Genomic DNA, 23,851 nt, shown 5'->3' on the forward strand with positions numbered 1-23,851 from the left:
TCCCGACCATGTCCGCCACCCGCTCCTCCTTTCTGTCCGCCGCGCGCACGCTGGGCGCGCTGCTGGCGCTCGCCCTGCTGGCGGGCTGCGCGGGCGCGCCGCCCGTGCCGGCGCGCGACGCGGACTTTCCGCTGCCGCGTCAGCTGCATGTGCTGCAGTCCGCCGCCGGCCAGCCCGCGCTGGACACGCTCTTGGTGGTGCAGCGCGAAGGCGCCGCCTTGCGCTGGTCGCTGTTCGACCCCATGGGCGTGCCGCAGGCGCGGCAGATGCTGGAACGCGGCCAATGGCGCAACGACGGCTTCCTGCGGCCCAATGCCCAGGCGCGCGATCTGTTCGCCGCCCTGATCTTCGCGTGGACGCCCGAAGCGGAACTGGACGCGGCCTACGGCGCCGGCAACTGGCGCGCCAGCCGCGAGGACGGCGGCGCGGCGCAACGCGAACTGCTGGACCGGGGCCGTCCGCGCTGGAGCGTGCGCTGGCCAGCGGCCGCACAGGCCGGCACGTTCACCATCACCACCGCAGACCAGGTCACCTGGCGGATCTCGCCCTTGAAGGAGCAGCCATGAACACCTGGTTGGGTACCCCCGGCGTGGTGTGCGCGCTGGGCGCCGGCATCGACGCGGTAGCCCGCGCCGCCTTCGCCGGCGACACCTCGGGCATGCGCCCGCAGCCGGATTGGGTCCATGGCCGCACGCTGACGCTGGGCGGCCATGCGGACGCGCTGCCGCCCATCCCCGACACGCTGCCCGCGCATCACCACAGCCGCAACAACCAATTGCTGCTGGCAGCCGCGTTGCAGATCGAGCCGCAATTGCGCGCCGCCGTGGCCCGCCATGGCGCCCACCGCGTCGCCGTGGTGCTGGGCACCAGCACTTCCGGCGTCAACGACAATGCGCCCGCCTTCCGCCAGTTGGCGGCGCAAGGCGCATGGCCGGACGGCTACGACTACCGCCGCCAGGCCTTGTCGTCTCCCGCCGCGTTTTTCGCGGACTGGCTGGGCGCCACCGGCCCCGCCTATACGCTGTCCACGGCCTGCACCTCCAGCGCCCGCGCCCTGCTGTCCGCGCGCCGCCTGCTCGCCTCGGGCCTGTGCGACGCCGTGGTCTGCGGCGGCGCGGACACCCTGTGCCGCCTGACCATCAACGGCTTCGCCACGCTGGAGGCCATCGACGACACGCTGTGCCTGCCCTTCTCCGCCAACCGCCGCGGCATCAACATCGGCGAAGCCGGCGTGCTGTTCCTGATGGAGCGCGAGCCCGCAGGGGAGCGCTCCGTGGCGCTGCTGGGCGGCGGCGCCAGCTCCGACGCCTGGCACATGTCCGCGCCCGAGCCCAGCGGCGCCGGCGCGCGGGCAGCCATGCAGGCCGCGCTGCAATCCGCCGGCGTGGACGCGGCCAGCATAGGCTGGGTCAATCTGCACGGCACCGGCACGCTCCACAACGACGCCATGGAAAGCCTGGCCATGCATGCCGTTTTTCCGCAGGGCGTGCCCTGCGCCTCGACCAAGGCGCTGACCGGCCACGCGCTGGGCGCGGCAGGCGCGCTGGAAGCGGCGCTGGCCTGGGCCACGCTGTCGGCCGGCAATGCCGAAGGACGGCTGATGCCCCACGTCTGGGACGGACAGCCCGATCCCGTCCTGCCGGCGCTGGATTTCAGCACCGCGCAGCACCGCTACGCCCAAGGCCGGCCGCGCCTGGCCATGAGCAATTCCTTCGCCTTCGGCGGCAACAACGCCAGCCTGATCCTGGGAGCCCAAGCATGACGACCTGGCCCGTCTCCGGCCTGCTGCCGCACGCCGGCGACATGATCCTGATCGACGAGGTCTGCAGCCACGACGCCGACAGCCTGACCGCGCGCGCCCTGGTCAAGCCCGGCCCCTACTCGCTGCCCGACGGCTCCTTGCCGCCGTGGCTGGGCATGGAGCTGATGGCGCAAGCCGTGGGCGCCTGGGCCGGTTGCCAGGCGCGCCAGGCGGGCGACCCCGTCAAGTTGGGCTTTCTGCTCGGCACGCGGCGCTACGAAAGCCATGCCGACGCGCTGCCCGCCGGCGCCCGCCTGACCATACACGCGCGCCGCGGGCTGGTCGACGCCAGCGGCATGAGCGTCTTCGAATGCGAACTGCGCGACGACGCGCGCCTGCTGGCCGAGGCCAGGCTGAACGTCTATCAGCCCAAGGATCCCACCGCTTTTATCCAGGAAGAATCACCCGAATGAGCGCTGCCCCCATACTCGTAACCGGCTCGAGCCGCGGCATCGGCCGCGCCATCGCGCTGGCCCTGGCCGACGCCGGCCACGACCTGGTGCTGCACTGCCGCCAGCAACTCGACCAGGCCCAGGCCGTGCAGGCCGAAGTCCAGGCGCGCGGACGCCAGGCGCGCGTGCTGCAATTCGATGTGGCGGACCGCCAGCAATGCGCCGCCGCCCTGCAGGCCGACATCGACGCGCACGGCGCCTATTACGGCGTGGTCCTCAACGCCGGCCTGACCCGCGACGGCGCGTTTCCCGCTTTGACCGGCGACGATTGGGACCAGGTGCTGCGCACCAACCTGGACGGCTTCTACAACGTGCTCAGTCCGCTCGCCATGCCCATGATCCGCCGCCGCGCGCCTGGCCGCGTGGTCTGCATGGCGTCCGTGTCCGGCCTGGTGGGCAACCGCGGCCAGGTGAACTACAGCGCCTCCAAGGCCGGTCTCATCGGCGCCGCCAAAGCCCTGGCCGTGGAACTGGCCAAGCGCCAGATCACCGTCAACTGCGTGGCGCCGGGGCTGATCGACACCGACATGATCGACGAGCACGTGCCGGTCGAGGAAATCCTGAAGGCCGTGCCAGCGCAACGCATGGGACGGCCCGAGGAAGTGGCCGCCACCGTCGTGTTCCTGATGTCTCCCGGCGCCGCCTACATCACGCGCCAGGTCATCGCCGTCAACGGAGGACTGTGCTGATGAAACGCGTCGTCATCACCGGCATGGCCGGCATCAGCGCGCTCGGCAACGACTGGGCCAGCGTGCAGCAGGCGTTCCAGACGGGCCGCAGCGCCATCCGCGTCATGCCCGACTGGTCGCGCTACGCCGAACTCAACACCCGCCTGGCCGGCCCCATCGAGGACTTCCGCACGCCCGCGCACTGGACCCGCAAGCAACTGCGCAGCATGGGACGGGTTTCCCAACTGGCGGTGCGCGCCGCGGAACTGGCGCTGGACGACGCGGCGCTGCTGGGCGATCCGCGCATCGCCGACGGCCGCATGGGCGTGGCCTGCGGCTCGTCGGTGGGCAGCACGGCCGAAATCCGCGCCTTCGGCAACATGCTGCTCAACGGCGTCACGGACGACCTCAACGCCAATTCCTACGTCCGCATGATGCCCCACACCACCGCGGCCAACGTCGGCATCTTCTTCGAACTGAAGGGCCGCATCATCCCGACGTCCAGCGCCTGCACCTCGGGCAGCCAGGGTATCGGCTACGCCTACGAGGCCATCCGCTACGGCCGCCAGGAGCTGATGCTGGCGGGCGGCGCGGAAGAGCTGTGCGCCAGCGAAGCCCTGGTGTTCGACGCGCTCTACGCGACCAGCCAGAAAAACGACACGCCCGAACTCACGCCCCGCCCCTACGACCGCGACCGCGACGGCCTGGTGATCGGCGAAGGCGGCGGCATGCTGGTGCTGGAATCGCTGGACCACGCGCTGGCGCGCGGCGCGCGCATCCATGCGGAAATCGTCGGCTTCGGCAGCAATTCGGACGGCACCCACATCACGCGCCCGGAAGCCAGCACCATGCGCATTGCGATGGAAATGGCGCTGGCCGACGCCAGCCTGCCGCCGCAAGCCATCGGCTACGTCAACGGCCACGGCACCGCCACGGAACAGGGCGACATCGCCGAAACGCAGGCCACGCACGGCCTGTTCGGCAGCCGCATGCCCATCAGCTCGCAGAAGAGCTACCTGGGCCACACCTTGGGCGCCTGCGGCGTGCTGGAGTCGTGGTTCAGCATCGAGATGCTCAACCGCGATTGGTACGCGCCCACGCTCAACCTGCGCAACGTCGATCCGCGTTGCGGCGAACTCGACTACCTGACCGAGGGCCGCAGCATGAGCAACGAATATGTCATGAACAACAACTTCGCCTTTGGCGGCATCAACACCTCGTTGATCTTCCGCCGCTGGCGCTGAAGTCCGCAATACCCGCGTTTTTCCCTCTCACGAATGGAATGCCAGACATGAACGCTTCTTACCAGTTGTCCGCCGCCCTGCTCCTGTCGCTCGCATGCTCGGCGCAAGCCCTGGCGGCAGACCGTACCGTCCATCTGCCCATGCAGACCGCGATCGACGCCGCCCAGGCCGCCGGCAAGATCGATGGCAGCGTCAGGTTCTACCTGGCCGGCACCGGCCCCAAGGGCACGGTGCTGGAATCCGGCGTCGTCACCAACCGCAAGACCAACGCCTTCGCCAAGAAGGACGAGGACGCCTGCCTGTGGGTGGCCCAATCCGCCATCATCGCGCTGCATGAAGCGGCCAAGAAGGCCGGCGCGAACGCGGTGACCAATATCGTCAGCTACTACCGCAAGAACGAATACAGCAGCAAGACCGACTATGAATGCCATGCCGGCGCCATGGTGGCCGGCGTCGCCCTGCGCGGCGACCTGTCCAAGGTGAAGTAAGGCGGATCGCCAGCCGCCGGAAAACGCCGGCCGCCGGTTTAAACTGCTTGTTTGTCGCCACACCACAAAGGTTTACCCATGAGCACTGCTACGCTCAAGACCCGCCTCTCCGATGCCGTCAAGGACGCGATGCGCGCCAAGGCCTCCGAACGCCTGACCACGCTGCGCTTCCTGCTGGCGGCCGTCAAGCAGAAGGAAGTGGACGAACGCCGCGACCTGAACGACGCCGAGATCACCGCCATCATCGAAAAGCAGGTCAAGCAGCGCCGCGAGTCCATCGCCGCGTTCGAACAGGCCGGCCGCACCGAAACCGCCGAACAGGAAAAGGCCGAACTGCTGGTGCTGCAGGAATTCCTGCCGCAAGCCGCCACGCCCGAGGAAGTCGCCGCCGCCATCGACGCCGCGCTGGCCGAAGTGGCCGCCCAGGGCGTGACCGGCGCGCCCGCCATGGGCAAGGTCATGGCGCTGCTGAAGCAGGCCCTGGCCGGCCGCGCCGACATGACGGCGCTGTCGCAGCAAGTGAAGGCCCGCCTGGCCTAAACCCTGCCGGGGTTGGCTGCCAGCCGCCCCGCTCAGCTCAGAACGCGCCGCCGAACAGATCGGGCTGGCGCGACTGCTCCTGCGGGTTGGCGAAATTGCTCATCCCCACCCCCGCCAGCCGGTACAGCGTTTCCGGCGGCAAGTCCACGCGTTCGCACAGCAGCCTGGCGACGGCGGCCAGCTCCGCCGCCGATCCAGGCGGACTCAGGCTGGTCTGGCTGCGCGTGAGGATCCGGAAACGGTCCGTCTTCAACTTGAGCACCACCGTGCGGCCCAGGGCGCCCTTCTTCAGCGCCTGGTCCCACACGCGTTCCGCCATGCGGTCGATGGCCTCGCCCACCGCGTCCAGGCGGATATCCTCAGAGAACGTGGTCTCCGACGAGACCTGCTGCAAAGGCTGGTCCGTCTGCACCTCGCGCTCGTCGATGCCGCGCGCCAATTCGTACAGGCGCCGGCCGTAGCGGCCGAAGTAATGCTCCAGTTCCTGGGCGCTGTGCGTGGCCAGGTCGCCCACGGTATGGATGCCCAGCTGTTCCAGGCGCGCCTGCGTCACCTTGCCCACGCCCGGCACCTTGCGCACCGGCAGGGGCTCCAGGAAGGCCAGCACCTTGGCGGGCCGGACCACGAACAGGCCGTCCGGCTTGTTCCAGTCGGACGCGATCTTGGCCAGGAATTTATTGGGCGCGACGCCGGCCGAAGCCGTCAGTCCGGTTTCCTCGCGGATCTGTTGCCGGATGACCTGCGCCACCTCGGTGGCCGAGGGCAGGCCCAGCTTGTTGACCGTGACGTCGAGATAGGCCTCGTCCAGCGACAGGGGTTCGATCATGTCGGTATGGCGGGCGAATATCTGCCTGACCTGGCGCGAGACCTCGCGGTAGCGGTTGAAATCCGGCGGTACATAGATCGCATGCGGACACAGGCGCTCCGCGCGGGCGGCGGACATGGCCGAATGGATGCCGAACCGCCGCGCCTCGTAGGACGCGGCGCACACCACCGAGCGCGGCCCGGTCCAGGCCACGACCACGGGCTTGCCGCGCAGTTCGGGGTTGTCGCGCTGTTCCACGGACGCGTAGAACGCGTCCATGTCCACGTGCACGATCTTCCGTAATTCAATCATGGTGGTGCTGCCCCCATGAGCCGTTCATCGCCTGAAACCCCGTGGCAAAACATATATTATGACCGGCGACAACCGACTTCCCATTCCTGCCCGCAACGGTCCATGACTGCAGCCTCAACGCCCCAAACCGACTACTTCGGCCTGACCATTCCCTTCATGCATTTCATCGGCCTGGTGCCCGAGAGCATCGCGCCGGCCTATGCCCGCACCTCGCTGCCCTGGCGCGCCGACCTGACCAACAGCCGCGGCGACGTGCATGGCGGCACGCTGATGAGCGTGCTGGACTTCACGCTCAGCGCCGCCGCCCGCGGCTCGGCCGATGGCACGGAAGGCATGGCCACCATCGATATGAACACCTCGTTCCTGTCGCCCGGCACGGGCGACCTGGTGATCGAGGCGCGCTGCCTGCGCAAAGGGGCCTCGATCGCTTTCTGCGAAGGCGAGGTCCGGCGCGCCGACGGCGAACTGGTGGCGCGCGCCACCGCCACCTTCAAGATCATCCGCCGCCGCCCGGGCGGGGACTGAGCGCGCCGGCGGCGGCTAGCCGCCGGCCCCTGCGCCTCAGTTGGGCAGGTCTCGCGAAGGCTTGACCGGCGGACGCGGATCCAGCGGCATATAGCTGCTGCACGACACCAGGCTGTAATAGATGGCGTCCTGCATGGCGCGCATGGCGGCCGCGTCCCAGGTGCCCTTGCCCCACACCGCGATGCGCACATCGGTGGTCTTGGGGCCGGCGGCCTTCAATTCGACCCGCGTCATCTCGTTGTCGCTGTAGGGCGCCAGCACCTGCACCACGCCGGACTGCGCGCTTTCGTTCATGGTGTCCACCACGCGGTAGGCGTTGTCGGTGCTGCGCAGGCAGGCATTGGCCTGCCGGATCGCCGCGTCGTAGGCGTCCTTGAAGGCCACCGGGGCCTTGAATTCGCTGTGCGGCGACGCGCTGCCGGACGAAATGCCCATCGAGCAGCCTGCCAGGCCCAGGGCCAGCGCCGAAGCCGCGACCAGTTTCCAGTACATGTGTATCTCCAGATCAGTGCCCGCGATTATCCCGCATATCGGCTGCGCGCGATAAGCGCAGCCGCGTTCACATGATCCCGATGCGGTACTCCAGGTTCTTCACCAGGGTCCGCAGGCGCGGGCCCAGGGTCTCGTACACGTGCTTTTCGTCCAGGTTATCGGCCGGGATCGTCACGTTGAAGGCCAGCGGCAAGTCATTGGAGCGATAGCGCATCGGCGTGGCGATGCCGCACAGCTCCGCCCGCCAGTCCTTGCTGACCACGCAGAAGCCGTGCTGATCGATGGCCTCGAACGCGGGCTGCAATGACGGCCCGAAACGCTCCCAGTCCTCGGGAAATTCCTCCGCGAGCCGCCCGCAGATGAGTTCGCGCTCGTCCGGCGTCTGCGCATACAGCAGCGCGCGCCCGGTGGCGGTGCGCAGCAAGGGGCGGGCCGAGCCGATATCCGGGCGCGAGGCGTTCGACGCGCCGTCATGCACGGTTTCGACGTAGACCACCTGCAGGCGGTCGCGGATGGCCATGGACACCGGTCCCTTGGCATAGCGCGCCAATTCGATCATGTCGTGCGCCGCCAGTTGCCGCAGCGTCAGGTGCACCAGCAAGGGATAGCCCAGCGTCAACACGGCCGGACCCAGCGAGTACTTGCCGGTGCGTTCGTCGCGCCGCAGATAGCCCAAACCCACCAGCGTGAATGTCAGCCTGGACACCGTCGGGCGCGTCAGGCCCAGCATTTCGGCGATTTCCTTGTTGCCCAGCAGCGGCTCGGCCGCGGAAAAACACTTGAGCACGTCCAAGCCGTTGGAGAGCGTGGAGGCAAATCGCGGATGCGCTTCCAGCGAAGCGCGGGATTCGAGTTCGTAGTTGAGCGGCGTTTTCGAGTGCATGGCGGCCTAGGGATTCGGAGCATTGACAGTATATCGCCTGCCGAAATACAAACATTCCGTTCACTATAAACACTTGAATTCCATTTATTGAAATTGAAAGGGTGATTGATGACGAATTCCTGCTTTTCCCGCCAGCCGCTGGGCGCCCGCCTGTTCAGCTTTGCCGTGGTGGCCGACACCCACGTCAATGAATCGGAAGACACCTGCGCGTCGCCCTTTGCCACCAATGCCCGCGCCAATGCCCGGGCGCGGCACGTCTTCGCCGACATCGCCGGACTGGACCCCGCCCCCGCCTTCACCATCCACCTCGGGGACATCGTCCATCCGGTGCCCAGCATGCCCTCGTTCGAAGTGGCGGCCGACCGCTTCAAGGCCATCGCCGGCCAGATCGACATGCCGCTGCACCTGGTGCCCGGCAACCACGACGTCGGCGACAAGCGCATCGACTGGATGCCGGCCGACATCGTCTGCGACGACTACCTGGACAAGTACCGCCAGGTGTTCGGGCCGGACTATTACGCGGTGGACCATGGCGGCGTGCGCTTCCTGTTCCTGAACGCGCTGCTGTTCAACTCCGGACTGGCGGCGGACGACGCGCAACGCGCCTGGATCGACGAGCAATTGGCCAGCGCCAGCGGCCGCGTCTTCGCTTCGCTGCATTACCCGCCCTACCTGCATGACGCCCACGAACGCGGTTCCTACGACAACATCGACGAGCCCGGCCGCGGCTGGCTGCTGTCGCGCCTGGCCCATCCGCGCGTCGAAGGCGTTTTCGCCGGCCACGTCCACAATTTCTGGTACGACGTCATCGGCGGCGCGGAGATCTACATGCTGCCGTCGACCGCCTTCCTGCGGCACGACTTTTCCGAGTTCTACCGGGTGCCGCCGGCGGATGAGTTCGGCCGCGGCGACGTCGAGAAATTCGGCTACTTCATCGTCGATGTTCATGAGCAAGGCCATGTGGCCAAGCTGATCCGCACGCATGGCGCCATGCGTGGCGAGGCCGAAACGGACCGGGCTGCGGCGCGCACCCTGCCCACCGTCCATACCAAGACCGCCGCCTGTGACGGCATTGCGGTCGAAATGCGGCATCCCTGGGCCGAAATCGTCGAAATCCCCTGCACCGGCGGGGTGCAGGAGTTCGGCCGCAAGCTGGCCCGCAACGACTATCCGCTGATGTCCATGTGGGAAATGGGGCTGCGTACCCTCAAGATTCCCGTGCAGGATCTGCGCGACGACAAGACCCTGCGCCGCGCGCGTCTCATGTCCGACGTCGGCCACCGCTTCGTGCTGACCTCGCTGGGCTTGCCTGACGCCAGACTGCTGCAACAGGCGCGCGAGCACGGCGTGGCCATCGCCGCGATCGAGATCAACCTGAACGCCCAGGCGCTGGAAGAGGCGGGCGCGGCCCTGCAGCGCCTGCGCGAGCACACCGACGCCCGCCTCGTCTATTGCAAGATCCGCACGGGCGCGGACGACGCCCACTTCGACGGCAAGCACTACAGCCATTTCGTCAACACCGGACTGCGCGCCTCCGAGCTCGAAGCAGCGCAATCCACCCTGCTGCCGCACTTCGCCCAGAAGAACCTGGACGGCTTCACCGTGCGCCTGGACTGGGGTTCCGACCTGATCGCCACGCACCAGCAACTGGCCGCGCAGGCGCGCGACTGGGGCGCGACGGTGAACGTGGGCGTCAAGCTGGCCGACCGCCTGGCGGCGGCGAATAGCGACGACACCGCCATCGCCGCGCTGGTGGCGGAAGCCTTCCTGGCAGCCCGGGCCACAGACGCGGTGAGCTATTCCTTCGACACCTTCATGGACGTGGACCGCGGCTACTTTCCGCGCAACGGCCTGATCGACCGCCGCTACGATCCGCGACCCGCCGGCCTGGCGCTGGCCGCGCTGAACGCGGTTTTTGCAGGGCAGGCCGCAGGCGTCGGATGGGTCGAACGCATCGACGGCGAAGCCGGCCTGCGCCTGTGCCGCTACCGCTGCGGCGAGCAGGCCTATGAACTGGCCTACGGCCCCAGTCCGGCCCTCCAACGCCAGGTCGAGGCCGGCGCGTTCAAACGCGTCGTCGACCTGACGGCCCAGCGCGCGCTGCCGACCCGGGACGATTGGGACGAGTACGCGCGCCTGCATCTGCCCGCCCAGGCCGTGCTGCTGATCCGGCGCAACTGAATCCCCATCCCCCGCACAGGAGCCACTCCATGTTTCGACACGCAATCAAACTCGCGGGCATCCTGGCCGCCGCCTGCCTTCCCATGTTGGCGCAGGCGCAGCCCTATCCCGACAAGCCGGTGCGCCTGATCGTCGCCTACACGCCCGGCGGCGCCACCGATGTGATCGCCCGCATCCTCGCGGCGAAGCTGAGCACAAGCTGGGGCCAGCAGGTCATCGTGGAGAACAAGTCCGGCGCCAGCGGCATGATAGGCGCCGAACAGGTCGCGCGCGCCACGCCCGACGGCTACACCCTGCTGCTGGCCTACACGCCCGAGGTCTCGATCAACAAGCTGGTCTATAAACAGATGCGCTACGACCCGTTGAAGGACCTGCAGCCCATCGCGCTCGTGGCGGATGCGCCGCTGGTGCTGGTCAGCGGTACCAAGCTGCCCGCCACCACCTACGGCGATCTCAAGCGACAAGGCGCAAAGGCGCCGCTGGTCTACGGTTCGCCGGGCATGGGCGGCCAGCAGCACCTGGCCGGCGAACTGCTGCGGGTGCGTTCCGGCATGAACCTGACCCACGTGCCCTACCGCGGCACGGCGCTGGCCGTGGCCGATCTGGTGGGCGGCCAGATCGACATCTTCTTCGCCACGGCGCCAGCCATCATCGGCCAGATCGGCGCCGGCAAGCTGCACCCGCTGTTCATCGCCGGTCCCCAACGCCAGGACGTCCTGCCTTCGACGCCGACGGCCAAGGAGGTCGGCCTGGACGACTTCGACATTTCCAACTGGTTCGGTCTGTTCGGCCCCGCCGGCATGCCACCGGCCCTGGTGGAGCGCATTTCCAAGGACACGGCCCAGGCGCTGGAGGCCGCCGATGTAAAGGAAAAACTGCAGGGCCAAGGGCTGGCCATTTCCTATAAGCCGCCCCAGGAATTCAAAACCTTCATCGGCGCCGAAATGGCCAAGTACGGCGCCATCGTCAAGGCGACGGGGCTGGAGCCGCAGTAGGCCTGGGGCACGGCCGACAGCGTCCGCGGGCGGTTCGACACCGCCCGCGCCGCTATGGCATTATCGACGGACCACCCGGCGGCCGGCCCCAAGCGCCCGCCGCGGCAACTTCGGAGGTCCCCCTTGTTCTCATTCCTCAAGCGCACCGTCCTGGCCGCCAGCATCATCGGCGTATCGCTGGGCGCCAGCGCCGCGCAACCGCCGCGCGCCTATCCCCTCAAGGATTTCTTCCGCAACCCCGAGCGGGGCTTCTTCCGCCTGGCCGACGACGGCCGCACACTGGGCTTCATGCAGCCCACCAGCGTGGACGGCAATCCCGCCCGCATGAACATCTACGTGCAGCCGCTGCAAGGCAGCACGCCTGTCGGCGACCCGCGCCAACTGACCAGCGAAACCGCGCGCGACATCAGCAACTTCTTCTGGAAAGGCGCCGACGTGGTGCTCTACCAGAAGGACTTCGGCGGCGACGAGAACTTCCACGTGCTGGCCGTCAACGCCAAGACCGGCAAGATCACCGACCTGACGCCCTATGAAGGCGTGCGCGCCGGCATCGAGGACGATCTGGAAGACGATCCCGACCACGTCCTCATCAGCCACAACCAGCGCAATCCGGAAGTCTTCGACGTCTACCGCGTCAACGTGCACACGGGCGCCGCGGAGCTGGTGGCGCAGAACCCGGGCAACATCGTCGGCTGGCAGACCGACCACGCCGGCAAGGTGCGCGCCGCCGTGGCCAGCGACGGCCTGAACACCACCCTGCTTTACCGCGACGACGAATCGTCCGAGTTCCGTCCGCTCATCACCACCGACTACCGCACCAGCGTCAGTCCGGCGTTCTTCACCTTCGACGACAAGAAGTTCTACGCCCTGTCCAACCGCGGGCGCGACAAGCTGTCACTGGTGGTGATCGACCCCGCCAAGCCCGAGGCCGAGGAAGAGATCTTCACGCCCGACACCGTCGACCTGGATTCCGCCGGCTACTCGCGCAAGCGCCGCGTGCTGACGGTGGCCGCCTACCAGACCGACAAGCCGCAGTACAAGTTCTTCGACGCGCAGACCGAGACCCTCTTCAAGAAGCTGTCGGCCCAGCTCACCGGCTACGACTTCGCCATCCAGGGCTCCAACCGCGACGAGGACAAGTTCATCGTTGCCGCCTACAACGACCGCACGCCCGGCTCGCGCTACATCTACGACGCCGCCGCCGACACGCTGACCAAGCTGGCCGACATCAACCCCGCCATTCCCGAGGCGGACATGTCGCGCGTGCAGCCCATCAGCTACCAGACCCGCGACGGCCTGACGGTCCACGGCTACCTGACGCTGCCCGCCGGCCGCGATCCCAAGAACCTGCCTTGCATCGTGAATCCTCACGGCGGCCCGTGGGCGCGCGACGGCTGGGGCTACAACCCCGAAGTCCAGTTCCTGGCCAACCGCGGCTTCTGCGTGCTGCAGATGAACTTCCGCGGATCGACCGGCTATGGCCGCGCCTTCTGGGAAGCCAGCTTCGGCCAATGGGGCCTGAAGATGCAGGACGACATCACCGACGGCGTGCAGTGGCTGGTCAAACAGGGCATCGCCGATCCCAAGCGCATCGGCATTTATGGCGCCAGCTACGGCGGCTACGCCACGCTGGCCGGCGTGGCGTTCACGCCCGACCTGTATGCCGCCGCAGTGGACTACGTGGGGGTGTCCAACCTGTTCACGTTCATGAAGTCCATTCCGCCGTACTGGAAGCCCATGCTGGACAAGATGCAGGACATGGTGGGCGACCCCGAACGCGACCGCGAACGCCTGGCCGCCACCTCGCCCGCGCTGCACGCGGACAGGATCAAGACGCCGTTGTTCGTGGCCCAGGGCGCCAAGGATCCGCGCGTCAACAAAGACGAAAGCGACCAGATGGTCAAGGCGCTGCGCGCCCGCGGCGTCGAGGTCGAGTACATGGTCAAGGACAACGAAGGCCACGGCTTCCACAACGACGAGAACAAGTTCGAGTTCTACGAAGCCATGGAGAAGTTCCTGACGGAACACCTCAAGCCCTGAGTTCCTCCTCCAGCACCGCCGGGCCGCGCTCCTGCGCGCGGCCCGCGGGACGGCCGATCCAGGCCATCTCGACGCGGTCGCGCCCATGTGCCTTGGCGCGGTACAGCGCATCGTCGGCGCGCGCCAGGATGCCGTCCGCGCCGTCTCCGGACTGATACGAAGCCAGGCCACCGCTGGTGGTCATCCGCACTTCGCGCCCTTGCAGGTGGAAAGGCGTGTCGCGCAGGGCGTCGCAGACGCGCTGCGCCTGCACCAGCGCGCGGGCCGGGTCGCAGTCGTACATCAGCAGCACGAATTCCTCGCCGCCCAACCGGCCGAAGCGGTCGCTGGCGCGCACCGCCCGCTGCACCACCTTCGAAAAATGGCGTAGCGCCGCGTCGCCAGCGGCGTGGCCGTAGCGGTCGTTGATGGACTTGAAGTGATCGATGTCCAGCACCAGCACCGCCAGCTTGCCGCCGGCGCGCTGGCAGCGCTGCAGCTCGCGCTCCAGTTCGTCCAGGATGCTGCGGCGCGAATAGGCGCCCGTCAGGCCATCGAAGGTCAGCGCAGCTTCCATCTGTTCGGACAGGCTGGTCTGGATCAGAAGCAGCAGCGCCAGGAACAGCCCGGGCACGGTCACCGTCCCGCAGACAATGAAGAACAGGCCCCAGGGACTGGGTTCGAGCAACGATGAGGGTTCTTGTCCGCCGATGCTGTAGACCGCCAGCCGCAGGGCATGCAGCGCGGCCAGGCCGAAGCTCGCCAGCATCAGGTACAGCATCACGCCGCGCGTGTGCAGGCGCCTGCGCTGGCGGAAGAACACCAGGCCCGTCGCCATCATGGCCACGAAGGTGTAGGCGGAAAACAGCAGCATACGCGCCCGCAAGTCATCCGCCACGTACAGCAGCAGCGCGAACGCGGAGATACTGATCGCGCCCAGCGCCGCCGTGCGCCGCGCCAGCGGGCGCAGGCCGAAGAACTGCCGCACGCCGACGTAGACCAGGCTGACCGCGCAGACCCAGGCGGCGTTCGAGACCATCACATAGACAGCGGACGGCAGAATGGGCGAGGCGGCATAGGCCAGCAGCGACAGCACTGCCAGCGCGTTGCCCGCCGTGAACGCGCCGACCCCGCCCACGTCGCGGGCGCGCAACGGCGCCAGCAATGGCAATGCCAGAGCCGTGGCCAGGCCCCACATCAGGAAGAAAAGAGAAGTCGTCATGGTGTTTGCCGGCTTGCGCCCCAAGGGCGCCCGCCGTCGCTCGTCATTGCTGTTGCACTGGGTTCATGCGCCTGGAGGGGTTACATCCCACCACTCCTGACGCTTTTTGTTACCCGTACAGCGACAGACCGGCACTACCTGGCGCCCGTCCGTCGCCGCACGCCGTTTCGCCCTGAACCTTTACCGCCCGCGCCAAGACGATTGCGCGGCAAGCGACGAAGAATACGCCACGGCAGGACTTTCGCCATGGCCCTTTGCACTAATTGACAGTTGACTGACAGTTAACACACTTATAATTCGTGCCATTGACGGTGCCATGAAGAGCGCCGCAATCACGCCCTACGGGCGTGGCGCGTACTAGCCATGCACTCCCATTGCGCGAGTGCGAAGGTCCCCGCAGCGGGCGCCGCGCAGTCCTAACCCAATGTTCCTTCCCGTGCCGCCGGCGCCTTTGCGCCAGGTGTCGCCTCGGCTCGCGCCGAAAAAAGGCATGCCCCTGGGCGGCCGGAACAGGAACGCCCCGAGTCGCAACTGCGGAAGTAAGACAGATGCAAAACAGAGGATCGACACCCCTGGGTGCCGTTGGACCGAGACTGAGCCTGCTGGCGGCTTGCGCCATCCTGGCGCCCGCCATGGCGCTGGCCGGCCCCGGCAATGACTATGACGCCCTGATCGCCCGGGCGCGCGCCGGCGACTACGAGCCCGCCCTGACGATGCTGCGCCAGCAAGGTCCGGCCGGCGGCAGCCGCGCCATCCACGACCACATCATCATCGCGGGCTGGGCCGGCAAGCCGGCCGAAGCCGTTGCCGCCTACGAGCAGTTGCCGCAAGGCGCGGCGCTACCCGCCGACATCCAGCTTGCCGTCGCACGCGCCTACCGCGACCTGCAGCGCTGGCCCGAGGCGCTGGCCGCGTATCAGGCGGGCGCGCGCCGCCATCCCGGCCAGTCCGCCTTCCCCGCCGGCGAAATCATGACGCTGGCCGACGCCGGCCGCTACCCCGAGGCGCGCGACGCCGCGGCGCGCTGGCTCAAGCGGCATCCCCGCGATGTCGACGCCCGCCTTGCCCTGAGCTACGTTCACGCCCGCCAGGGCGAGCCCTACGAGGCGCTGCACCAGGCCGACCTGGCCCTGGCCGCCGCGCCCAACACGTCTTACGTGCTGCGCGAATACATCTGGGCGCTGCAGCGCGCGCGCATGGCCGACGTGGCGCTGGACCTGGCGCGCCGCCACCAGGACCTGTTCGACGCCGGCCAGATGCGCGGCTTCGAGGCCGACGCGCTAGCCCAGCAGGTACGGCTGGCGGCCATGCCCACGCGGTCGGAGGCCGAGCGTTTCGTGTTGGCCGACAAGGCATTGGCCCGTTACGACGAACTGATCCCCGCCTGGCAGCAGCAGGAGGACGCCCGCGCCGACGCGCTGCGCGCCCGCATCGACCGCTTGCACGCCTTGCACGTCCGCGTGCGCATGGCCGATCTGGTCCGCGAATACGAAGCCTTGCTGGCCGAAGGCGTCACGGTGCCGCGCTACGCCTTGAACGACGTGGCATCGGCCTACCTGTACGTGCGCCAGCCCGAACGCGCCCGCGACATCTACCGCCAGGTCGCCGCCAACGATGCCCTGCGCGGCGACGATGCCGAACAGCGCCTGGCGACCGAAACCGGCCTGTACTACTCGCTGGCCGAGGGCGAACAGTTCAACGAGACCGGCGCCGTCACCGACGAGGTCGAATCGGGCTATGCCCCCTGGCTGTACTACAAGGGCCAGGCCACCCGCATGCCCAACGACCTGAACCTGGAAAGCCGCCAGACCCTGGCGTCGGCCCGTCTGCAGGCCAATGACACCGTCTCCGCCCAGCAGCGCCTCGAAGAGATGGTCGCGAACGCGCCCAACAACTCAGGCCTGCGCAGCGATCTGGCCACCGTCTATCGCGCCCGTTCGCTTCCCCGCGCCTCGGAGGTCGAATTGAAGATGGCCGAGACGCTGGCGCCGCGCAGCCTGGGCGTGGAGAACGGCCAGGGCTTCACTGCGCTGGACCTGCAGGAATGGCGCCAGGCCGAAGCCCTGTCGCAGGACACCATGGCCCGCTCGCCCGAAAACCTGACCAGCCGCCGCCTGGCGCGCGAATGGGAAGTGCACAACAAGGCCGAGCTGCGCATCAACGGCTACCGCGGCCTGGCATCGGACAGCCCGGTCAACGGCAGCGGCGACTTCGGCATCGACGCCGTGCTGTACTCCTCTCCGCTGGACTACAACTGGCGGGTCTTCGGCGGCGGCGGCTATGCCTCCGGCGACTTCGAGGAAGGCCGCGGCAACTACCGCTGGCTGCGCACCGGCGTGGAATGGCGCGGCCGCGACCTCACGGTCGAAGGCGAAGTCTCCACCCACGACTACGGCCACGGCGTGAAGCCAGGCGCGCGCCTGTCGGCCGCCTACGACCTGGACGATCATTGGCAGGTGGGCGGCTCGGGCGAAATCATGTCGCGCGAAACGCCGCTGCGCGCGCTGACCAGCGGCATCACCTCCAACAGCGTGTCGGCCTACGTGCGCTGGCGCGCCGACGAGCGCCGCGAATGGACGCTGGCGCTGTCGCCCTCGCACTTCAGCGACGGCAACAACCGCTGGGCGCTGGGCCTGGCCGGGCGCGAGCGCGTCTACACCGCGCCACACCTGCTGGCGGACCTGGAGTTCGAAGCGTCCACCCAGCGCAACAGCCATGACAGCAACGTGCCCTACTTCAATCCCCGCTCGGATCTGATGCTGCTGCCCGGCGTGCGTCTCACGCACACCCTGTACCGCCGCTACGAAACCGCCTGGGAACAGATCGGCACCCTGGGCGCCGGCGCCTACACCCAGCAAGGCTACGGCACCGGCGGCGTGATCGCGCTGGGCTACGGCCAGCGATACCGCGCCAACGACGTCCTCGACATGGGCGCCATGATCACCGGCACCAGCCGCCCGTACGACGGCGAACGCGAGCGCGAACTGCGCATCGTGTTCGACCTGACGTACCGCTTCTGAACCCGGCACCGAGTAACGCCATGATGCTTAAAACCCATACCCGCCTGATTCTCGCCGGCCTGCTGCTGCTCGCGATCCTGGCGCTGACCGCCTGCGCCAAGGACATCCCGGTCTACACGCCGCCGCACCAGCGCCCGCTCGCCCCCGCCGAACAGCCCTGGGTCCAGGGCCAGTTCCTGGCCCTGGCCTACCACGACGTCGAAGACGAAGACCCCGACCAGGGCTTTCTCAGCGTGCGCACCGACCGTTTGGTCGAACAGTTGGCCTGGCTGCGCGCCAACGGCTACCAGGCCGTGACCGTGGACCAGATCCTGGCCGCGCGCCAGGGCGGCAAGCCGCTGCCCGAGCGCGCGGTACTGCTGTCCTTCGACGACGGCTACCGCAGCTTCTACACCCGCGTGCTGCCCATCCTCAAGGCCTATCAATGGCCTGCGCTGCTGGCGCCGGTCGGCGTCTGGATGGACACGCCAGCCAACCAGCGCGTGGACTTCGGCGGCAGCCCTGAAGACCGCAAGCGCTTCCTCAACTGGGACGAGATCCGCGAGATCTCGCGCTCGGGGCTGGTCGAGATCGCCGCGCACACCAACGCCTCGCACTACGGCGCGCTGGCCAATCCCCAGGGCAATACCGAGCCCGCCGCCGCCATCCGCGCCTATGACGCGCAGACCCGCCGCTACGAAACCGAGGCGGAGTTCGACGCGCGCATGGGCGGCGACGTCGCCGCCATCACCGAGAAGATCCGCCGCGCCACCGGCAAGAAGCCGCGCGTCTGGGTCTGGCCTTATGGCGCCGAAGGCGGCTCCACCTTGCGCATCACCGCCGAACACGGCTATCAGCTGGCGCTGACGCTGGAGGACGGCCCGGGACGCGTCGGCCGCCTGATGTCCACGCCGCGCCTGCTGCTGTCCAGCGACCCCACGCTCAAGCCCTTCGCCAACAGCGTGGTCGGCATGGAAGCCCAGCCCTTCATGCGCGTGGCGCACGTGGACCTGGACTACGTCTACGACCCGGACCCGGCGCAGACCGACCGCAACCTGGGCGAGCTGGTGCAACGCATCCTGGACATGCAGATCAACACGGTGTTCCTGCAGGCCTACTCGGACCCGGTGGGCGACGGCCTGGTGAAATCGGTCTACTTCCCCAACCGCTGGCTGCCGATGCGCGCCGACCTGTTCAACCGCGCCGCCTGGCAGTTGCACAACCGCGCCAACGTGATGGTCTACGCCTGGATGCCGGTGCTGTCCTTCGACCTGGATCCCGCCCTGCCGCGCGTCACGCGCTGGCAGGAAGGCCAGGCGCAGCCAGAGCCGGATCCCGACCAGTACCGCCGCCTGTCGCCGTTCGACGCCACCGTGCGCGCGCGCATCGGCGACCTGTACGAAGACCTGTCCCGCTACGCGATCTTCGACGGCATCCTGTTCCATGACGACGCGCTGCTGTCGGACTTCGAAGACGCCAGCCCCGGCGCGCTGGCCGCCTATCGCGCCGCGGGCCTGCCGGGCAGCATCGCCGAACTGCGCGCGGATCCCGACACCCTGCAACGCTGGACCCGCTACAAGAGCCGCGCGCTGGTGGACTTCACCGCCGAACTCACGCAGCGGGTGCGCGCGGTGCGCGGCCCGCAGATCAAGACGGCGCGCAACATCTTTGCCGAACCCATCCTGAATCCGGGCAGCGAAACCTGGTTCGCGCAGAACCTGGACGACTTCCTCGGCGCTTACGACTGGACCGCGCCGATGGCGATGCCGCTGATGGAAAACGTGCCGGCCGGCCAGGAAAACGCCTGGCTGGACCGGCTGGTCGATACCGTCGCGCAGCGCCCCGGGGCGCTGGACAAGACCGTGTTCGAACTGCAGGCGCGCGACTGGCGCACCGGCCCGGGCCGTCCTGAAGCCGCGCCGGTCGACACCGCCGTGCTCGCCGGCTGGATGAAGCGCCTGCAGTTGCGCGGCTCGCGCAGCTTCGGCTACTACCCCGACGATTTCTCGCAAGACCAGCCCCGGCTGCAAGGCATCCGGCCCGCCATTTCCGAAGCCTGGTATCCGATCAAATGATAGACCGACTGATTGCCCTGCTGATTCTCTGCGCGGTGCTTGGCGCGCCCTTCGGCTTCACCCTGATGCTGACCGGCGAGGCGCTGCTGGGCTTCGTGTTCTTCTACCCCCTGTTCATGTCCGGCATGTGGATGGCCGGCGGCATCTATTTCTGGTGGCATTGGGAGCGGCACTGGAAATGGGGCAAGGACAGCCAGCCGCCGGTCCTGGCCGGCAACCCGCTGGTGTCCATCCTGGTGCCTTGCTACAACGAGGCCGACAACGGCGAAGAGACGCTGCTGGCCGCGCTGGGCCAGAACTATCCGCACATCGAGGTCATCGCCATCAACGACGGCTCCAGCGACGGCACCGCCGACATGCTGGACCGCATGGCCGCCGCCCATCCGCGGCTGCGCGTGGTGCACCTGGCGCAGAACCAGGGCAAGGCCATGGCGCTGCGCATGGGCGCCATGGCCGCACGCAGCGAGTATCTCGTCTGCATCGACGGCGACGCCATGCTGGACCCGGACGCAGCCGCCTACCTGGTGGCGCCGCTGATCGACAATCCGCGTGTGGGCGCCGTCACCGGCAACCCGCGCATCCGCACCCGCTCCACCATGATCGGGCGCATCCAGGTCGGCGAGTTCTCTTCCATCATCGGCCTGATCAAGCGCACCCAGCGCGTCTATGGCCAGGTGTTCACGGTGTCCGGCGTGGTCGCCGCCTTCCGGCGCGCGGCGCTGGACCGCGTGGGCTACTGGAGCTTGGACATGATCACCGAGGACATCGACATCAGCTGGAAGCTGCAGCGCGACCACTGGTCGATCTTCTACGAGCCGCGCGGCCTGTGCTGGATCCTGATGCCCGAAACCCTGCGCGGACTGTGGAAGCAGCGGCTGCGCTGGGCCCAGGGCGGCGCCGAGGTCTTCCTGAAGAACCTGCGTTCCATCTGGGTCTGGCGCCACCGCCGGCTGTGGCCGCTGATGGCCGAGTTCTGCCTGTCCACCGCCTGGGCCTTCGCCTTCGGCGTGTCGGTGCTGCTGTGGGCCGTCAGCCAGGTGGTCACGCTGCCCAACAACATGCAGATCGCCAGCCTGATGCCGCCCGCCTTCACCGGCATGATGCTGGCCGTGGTCTGCCTGCTGCAATTCGTCGTCAGCATCCTGATCGACCGCCGCTACGAGCCCGGCCTGGCCCGCTCGCTGTACTGGGTCATCTGGTATCCGCTGGCCTTCTGGATGGTGAGCCTGTTCACCACCCTGGTCAGCTTCCCCAAAGTCATGCTCCGCAAGCAGGCCCGGCGCGCGCGCTGGACCAGCCCGGACCGGGGCATCAAATCACCGGACGCAACGTCATGATCATCACCACGCAACGTTCCCGCGCAGGCTATCTGTTCGACCTGGTCCTGACCGCCATCGGCTGGTTCGCCTTCGTGTATCTGTTCGGCGCCGGCATCCTGGCGATCCTGCGCGCCGCCGCCGGCGGCCCCGATGTCTCGCTATGGCCGGTGTTCCTGCCCACCGTGCACACGCTCTGGGGCTATGCGCTGCTGGCGCTGATCAACGCGGGCGTGCTGGTGGGCTGGGCCGTCTACAACCACCGCAAGTTCGCCGGCCGCGACCGCCGCAAGCCGATCAAGCCGGTGGGCGACCGCCGCGTGGCGGCCAGCTTCGCGATCAGCACGGCGCAGCTGATGCAGGTGCGTTCCGCGCACACCTGCATCGTCCACCATGGCGCGGCCGGCGACATCACCGGCATCGAAATCGGCCGCCCTCGCCTGAACGCGGTGCAGGCCGGCTGATGTTATCGCTGCCTGGCGCCGCGAGCCGGATGGCTTGACCGCGCCAGGCCCGGCGCCCGCCTTCAGCGGCGCGCCTTCTCCACATCCGGCAGCAGGATCGCGACCACGCCCAGCAGCGGCAGATAGGCGCAGACCTGGTACACGTAGCCGATGCTGGTGGCGTCGGCCAGCTTGCCCAGCGCTGCGGCGCCCACGCCGCCCATGCCGAAGGCAAAGCCGAAGAACAGTCCGGCGATCATCCCCACCTTGCCCGGCACCAGCTCCTGCGCATAGACCACGATGGCCGAGAACGCCGAGGCCAGCACCATGCCGATGATCACCACCAGCACGCCGGTCCAAAACAGGTTCATGTAGGGCAGCAGCAGCGTGAACGGCGCCACGCCCAGGATCGACACCCAGATCACGATCTTGCGGCCGATGCGGTCGCCGACCGGCCCGCCCACCACGGTTCCCACCGCCACCGCGGCCAGGAACAGGAACAGGTAGAGCTGCGCCTCCCGCACCGACAGCGCGAACTTGTCGATCAGGTAGAAGGTGAAATAGCTGTTCAGGCTGGCCAGGTAGAAATACTTGGAGAAGACCAGCACGCCCAGCACCGCCAATGCGCCCAGCACCTGGTTGCGCGACAGCCCGTTGCCCGCGCCCTCGCGCCGCGCGCGCGGCTTGAGCAGCACGCGGTTGGCGCTGTACCAGCGGCCGATGCCGGTCAGCACCACGATGCCGAACAGCGCCGCCAGCGAAAACCAGGCCACGCTGCGCTGCCCGTGCGGAATGATGAACAACGCGGCCAGCAGCGGCCCCAGCGCCGAGCCCACATTGCCGCCCACCTGGAACAGCGACTGCGCCAATCCATGGCGTCCGCCGGACGCCATGCGCGCCACGCGCGAGGACTCCGGATGGAACACCGACGAGCCCGTGCCCACCAGCACCGCGGCCACCAGCAGCCAGCCGAACGACGGCGCCATCGACAGCAGCAACAGCCCCAGCAGGGTGAAGCCCATGCCCACCGGCAGCGAGTACGGCTTGGGGTTGCGGTCCGTATAAAAGCCGATGAAAGGCTGCAGCAGCGAGGCCGCAAGCTGATAGACCAGGGTGATCAGGCCGATCTGCGCGAACGACAGGCTGAACGAATCCTTCAGCATGGGATAGATGGCCAACAGGATCGACTGGATCATGTCGTTCATCAGGTGCGCCACGCTGATCGCGCCCAGCACCTTGAAGGCGGTGGACGGATCCGATGAGGCGGCGGGCGGTGGAGCCGTATTGGCGGCGGTGACGCCGGCGGCGGAATTCTGCGGTGGATTCATGGGTGGCGGACGGGGATAAAGTGGGAGCATGCCCGGCAGCGCGCCGGGACCTGTAGCCAGTGTAGGAATCCGGGACGGAACCGATCTGCCAATTTTCGTCGCACAAGTGACAAAATACGGTGACAAAAACCGCAAATCACGCCTGAGCCGCCCTGCTCATCCTTATGCCGGAAGTGACACGCATGCCCGCCCGACTCCTTTTGCCCGACCCCGCCCGCAGCGTCAATCCGCAGGACTACCAGCATCGGCCGCGCGCCGTGACGGCCATGGCCAAGGAATTCCCGCCGGGCACCCGCACGGGCACCCACTCGCACCCCCGAGCGCAACTGGTCTACGCGGTCGAAGGCGTCATGCGCGTCACCACGCCCAGCGGCTTCTGGGCCCTGCCGCCGCTGCGCGCGCTGTGGGTGCCTGCCGGCGTGCCGCATGGCGTGGACATGGTGGGCGCGGTATCCATGCGTTCGCTCTACCTCGAAGCCGAGACCGCCCGCGACTACTGGCCGCAGTGCCAGGTGGTCGAGGTCGGCGGCCTGCTACGCGAGCTGATCCTGGCCCTGACCGCCGAGCCCATCGACTATCCGCTGGACGGCCGCGCCGGGCAGGTCGCCGCCCTGCTGCTCTCCGAACTGGCCGCCGCCCGCGTGGCGCCGCTGCAGATCCCCTGGCCGCGCGACCGCCGCCTGCAGACCATATGCGCGGCCATCCTGGACGATCCCGGACTGCAGCGCGGCATCGAGGACTGGGGCGACGAAGTCGGCGCCAGCGCGCGCACGCTGATCCGCCTGTTCCAGGCGGAACTGGGGCTGAACTACCGGCAGTGGGTGCAGCAGGTCCGGCTGGCCGAGGCGGTGTGCCGGCTGTCGCAGGGCGTGCCGGTCGCGCGCATCGCCGCCGACCTGGGCTACCGCAGCACCAGCGCCTTCTCGGCCATGTTCCACCGCGCGCTGGGCGCGCCGCCGCAACGTTACCTGAACAATAGCTGACGCCTGCAACCGGATTTGGCGTCATCCGCGACGCAATTCATGTTTAGTTACTGAAACCTTATGACCCTCTGGGCGGTCCA

21 protein-coding genes are annotated in these 23,851 nt (G+C 68.1%); 16 read left to right on the plus strand and 5 right to left on the minus strand.

Going from position 1 to position 23,851, the window contains the following annotated elements:
* Positions 1–8: 8 nt before the first annotated feature.
* From IAG39_RS20150 to IAG39_RS20180, 7 genes are all read left to right on the plus strand, one after another.
* Positions 9–566 carry a hypothetical protein gene (locus IAG39_RS20150; protein ID WP_059380573.1) on the plus strand — a complete coding sequence of 186 codons (558 nt, stop codon included), beginning with the start codon at positions 9–11 and terminating at the stop codon, positions 564–566.
* Complete coding sequence (locus IAG39_RS20155) at positions 563–1,762, plus strand: beta-ketoacyl-ACP synthase (protein ID WP_118934562.1); 1,200 nt, start codon at positions 563–565, stop codon at positions 1,760–1,762. Before IAG39_RS20150 ends, IAG39_RS20155 begins: the two co-directional genes overlap by 4 nt.
* On the plus strand, positions 1,759–2,214 hold the full coding sequence (locus IAG39_RS20160; RefSeq protein WP_118934560.1) for a hotdog family protein: 456 nt from the start codon (positions 1,759–1,761) through the stop codon (positions 2,212–2,214). The genes IAG39_RS20155 and IAG39_RS20160 overlap by 4 nt, the downstream gene beginning before the upstream one ends.
* Positions 2,211–2,942, plus strand: coding sequence for a 3-oxoacyl-ACP reductase FabG (fabG, locus tag IAG39_RS20165; RefSeq protein ID WP_118934558.1), 732 nt, complete (start codon positions 2,211–2,213; stop codon positions 2,940–2,942). Before IAG39_RS20160 ends, fabG begins: the two co-directional genes overlap by 4 nt.
* A complete protein-coding gene (locus tag IAG39_RS20170) occupies positions 2,942–4,165 on the plus strand; it encodes a beta-ketoacyl-ACP synthase (RefSeq protein ID WP_059380545.1) in 1,224 nt (407 codons plus the stop codon). The genes fabG and IAG39_RS20170 overlap by 1 nt, the downstream gene beginning before the upstream one ends.
* A 47-nt stretch (positions 4,166–4,212) precedes the next feature.
* On the plus strand, positions 4,213–4,653 hold the full coding sequence (locus IAG39_RS20175; protein ID WP_118934556.1) for an excinuclease: 441 nt from the start codon (positions 4,213–4,215) through the stop codon (positions 4,651–4,653).
* Between the two features lie 78 nt (positions 4,654–4,731).
* Positions 4,732–5,193, plus strand: coding sequence for a GatB/YqeY domain-containing protein (locus IAG39_RS20180; protein ID WP_006218783.1), 462 nt, complete (start codon positions 4,732–4,734; stop codon positions 5,191–5,193).
* A gap of 37 nt (positions 5,194–5,230) precedes the next feature.
* On the opposite strand, the gene dinB is transcribed toward IAG39_RS20180, so the two are convergent.
* Positions 5,231–6,310, minus strand: coding sequence for a DNA polymerase IV (dinB, locus tag IAG39_RS20185; RefSeq protein ID WP_118934554.1), 1,080 nt, complete (start codon positions 6,308–6,310; stop codon positions 5,231–5,233).
* A 102-nt stretch (positions 6,311–6,412) separates the two neighbouring features.
* Between dinB and IAG39_RS20190 the strand changes: the two genes are divergently transcribed.
* Positions 6,413–6,835: a PaaI family thioesterase gene (locus IAG39_RS20190; RefSeq protein ID WP_054458193.1), complete on the plus strand. Its 423-nt coding sequence runs from the start codon at positions 6,413–6,415 to the stop codon at positions 6,833–6,835.
* Between the two features lie 36 nt (positions 6,836–6,871).
* Here the strand turns inward: IAG39_RS20190 and IAG39_RS20195 are convergent, their stop codons facing one another.
* The gene (locus IAG39_RS20195; protein WP_059378359.1) at positions 6,872–7,327 is read right to left on the minus strand and encodes a BPTD_2524 family lipoprotein; all 456 of its coding nucleotides are present in this window, start codon (positions 7,325–7,327) and stop codon (positions 6,872–6,874) included.
* A 67-nt stretch (positions 7,328–7,394) separates the two neighbouring features.
* The gene (locus IAG39_RS20200) at positions 7,395–8,210 is read right to left on the minus strand and encodes an IclR family transcriptional regulator (protein WP_059378362.1); all 816 of its coding nucleotides are present in this window, start codon (positions 8,208–8,210) and stop codon (positions 7,395–7,397) included.
* A gap of 108 nt (positions 8,211–8,318) precedes the next feature.
* Here IAG39_RS20200 and IAG39_RS20205 point away from each other — a divergent pair, with 108 nt between their 5' ends.
* From IAG39_RS20205 to IAG39_RS20215, 3 genes are all read left to right on the plus strand, one after another.
* Positions 8,319–10,391 (plus strand): metallophosphoesterase, encoded by a 2,073-nt coding sequence (locus IAG39_RS20205; RefSeq protein WP_118934552.1) that lies wholly within the window; start codon positions 8,319–8,321, stop codon positions 10,389–10,391.
* 29 nt (positions 10,392–10,420) lie between these two features.
* Positions 10,421–11,386 carry a Bug family tripartite tricarboxylate transporter substrate binding protein gene (locus tag IAG39_RS20210; RefSeq protein ID WP_118934550.1) on the plus strand — a complete coding sequence of 322 codons (966 nt, stop codon included), beginning with the start codon at positions 10,421–10,423 and terminating at the stop codon, positions 11,384–11,386.
* A 123-nt stretch (positions 11,387–11,509) separates the two neighbouring features.
* Positions 11,510–13,426 (plus strand): alpha/beta hydrolase family protein, encoded by a 1,917-nt coding sequence (locus IAG39_RS20215; RefSeq protein WP_118934548.1) that lies wholly within the window; start codon positions 11,510–11,512, stop codon positions 13,424–13,426.
* On the opposite strand, the gene IAG39_RS20220 is transcribed toward IAG39_RS20215, so the two are convergent.
* Complete coding sequence (locus tag IAG39_RS20220) at positions 13,416–14,627, minus strand: GGDEF domain-containing protein (RefSeq protein ID WP_118934564.1); 1,212 nt, start codon at positions 14,625–14,627, stop codon at positions 13,416–13,418. The two genes, IAG39_RS20215 and IAG39_RS20220, sit on opposite strands and share 11 nt — an antisense overlap.
* A 548-nt stretch (positions 14,628–15,175) precedes the next feature.
* On the opposite strand from IAG39_RS20220, the gene pgaA reads away from it, so the two are divergent.
* From pgaA to pgaD, 4 genes are read left to right on the plus strand one after another with little or no spacing between them, the layout of a single operon-like run.
* Positions 15,176–17,647 (plus strand): poly-beta-1,6 N-acetyl-D-glucosamine export porin PgaA, encoded by a 2,472-nt coding sequence (gene pgaA, locus IAG39_RS20225; RefSeq protein ID WP_118934546.1) that lies wholly within the window; start codon positions 15,176–15,178, stop codon positions 17,645–17,647.
* 20 nt (positions 17,648–17,667) lie between these two features.
* The gene (gene pgaB, locus IAG39_RS20230) at positions 17,668–19,701 is read left to right on the plus strand and encodes a poly-beta-1,6-N-acetyl-D-glucosamine N-deacetylase PgaB (protein WP_118934543.1); all 2,034 of its coding nucleotides are present in this window, start codon (positions 17,668–17,670) and stop codon (positions 19,699–19,701) included.
* Entirely contained in the window at positions 19,698–21,038 is a 1,341-nt protein-coding gene (pgaC, locus tag IAG39_RS20235) for a poly-beta-1,6-N-acetyl-D-glucosamine synthase (RefSeq protein ID WP_118934541.1), read from the plus strand. Before pgaB ends, pgaC begins: the two co-directional genes overlap by 4 nt.
* Entirely contained in the window at positions 21,035–21,481 is a 447-nt protein-coding gene (gene pgaD / locus IAG39_RS20240; protein ID WP_118934539.1) for a poly-beta-1,6-N-acetyl-D-glucosamine biosynthesis protein PgaD, read from the plus strand. Before pgaC ends, pgaD begins: the two co-directional genes overlap by 4 nt.
* A gap of 62 nt (positions 21,482–21,543) precedes the next feature.
* Here pgaD and IAG39_RS20245 read toward each other — a convergent pair whose 3' ends face one another.
* The gene (locus IAG39_RS20245) at positions 21,544–22,788 is read right to left on the minus strand and encodes an MFS transporter (RefSeq protein WP_059378384.1); all 1,245 of its coding nucleotides are present in this window, start codon (positions 22,786–22,788) and stop codon (positions 21,544–21,546) included.
* Positions 22,789–22,970: 182 nt separating this feature from the next.
* On the opposite strand from IAG39_RS20245, the gene IAG39_RS20250 reads away from it, so the two are divergent.
* Positions 22,971–23,771, plus strand: a complete 801-nt coding sequence (locus tag IAG39_RS20250) for an AraC family transcriptional regulator (RefSeq protein ID WP_118934537.1) — start codon at positions 22,971–22,973, stop codon at positions 23,769–23,771.
* Positions 23,772–23,851: the final 80 nt, after the last annotated feature.

The organism is Achromobacter xylosoxidans, assembly GCF_014490035.1.
Classification (GTDB): Bacteria; Pseudomonadota; Gammaproteobacteria; order Burkholderiales; family Burkholderiaceae_B; genus Achromobacter; species Achromobacter bronchisepticus_A.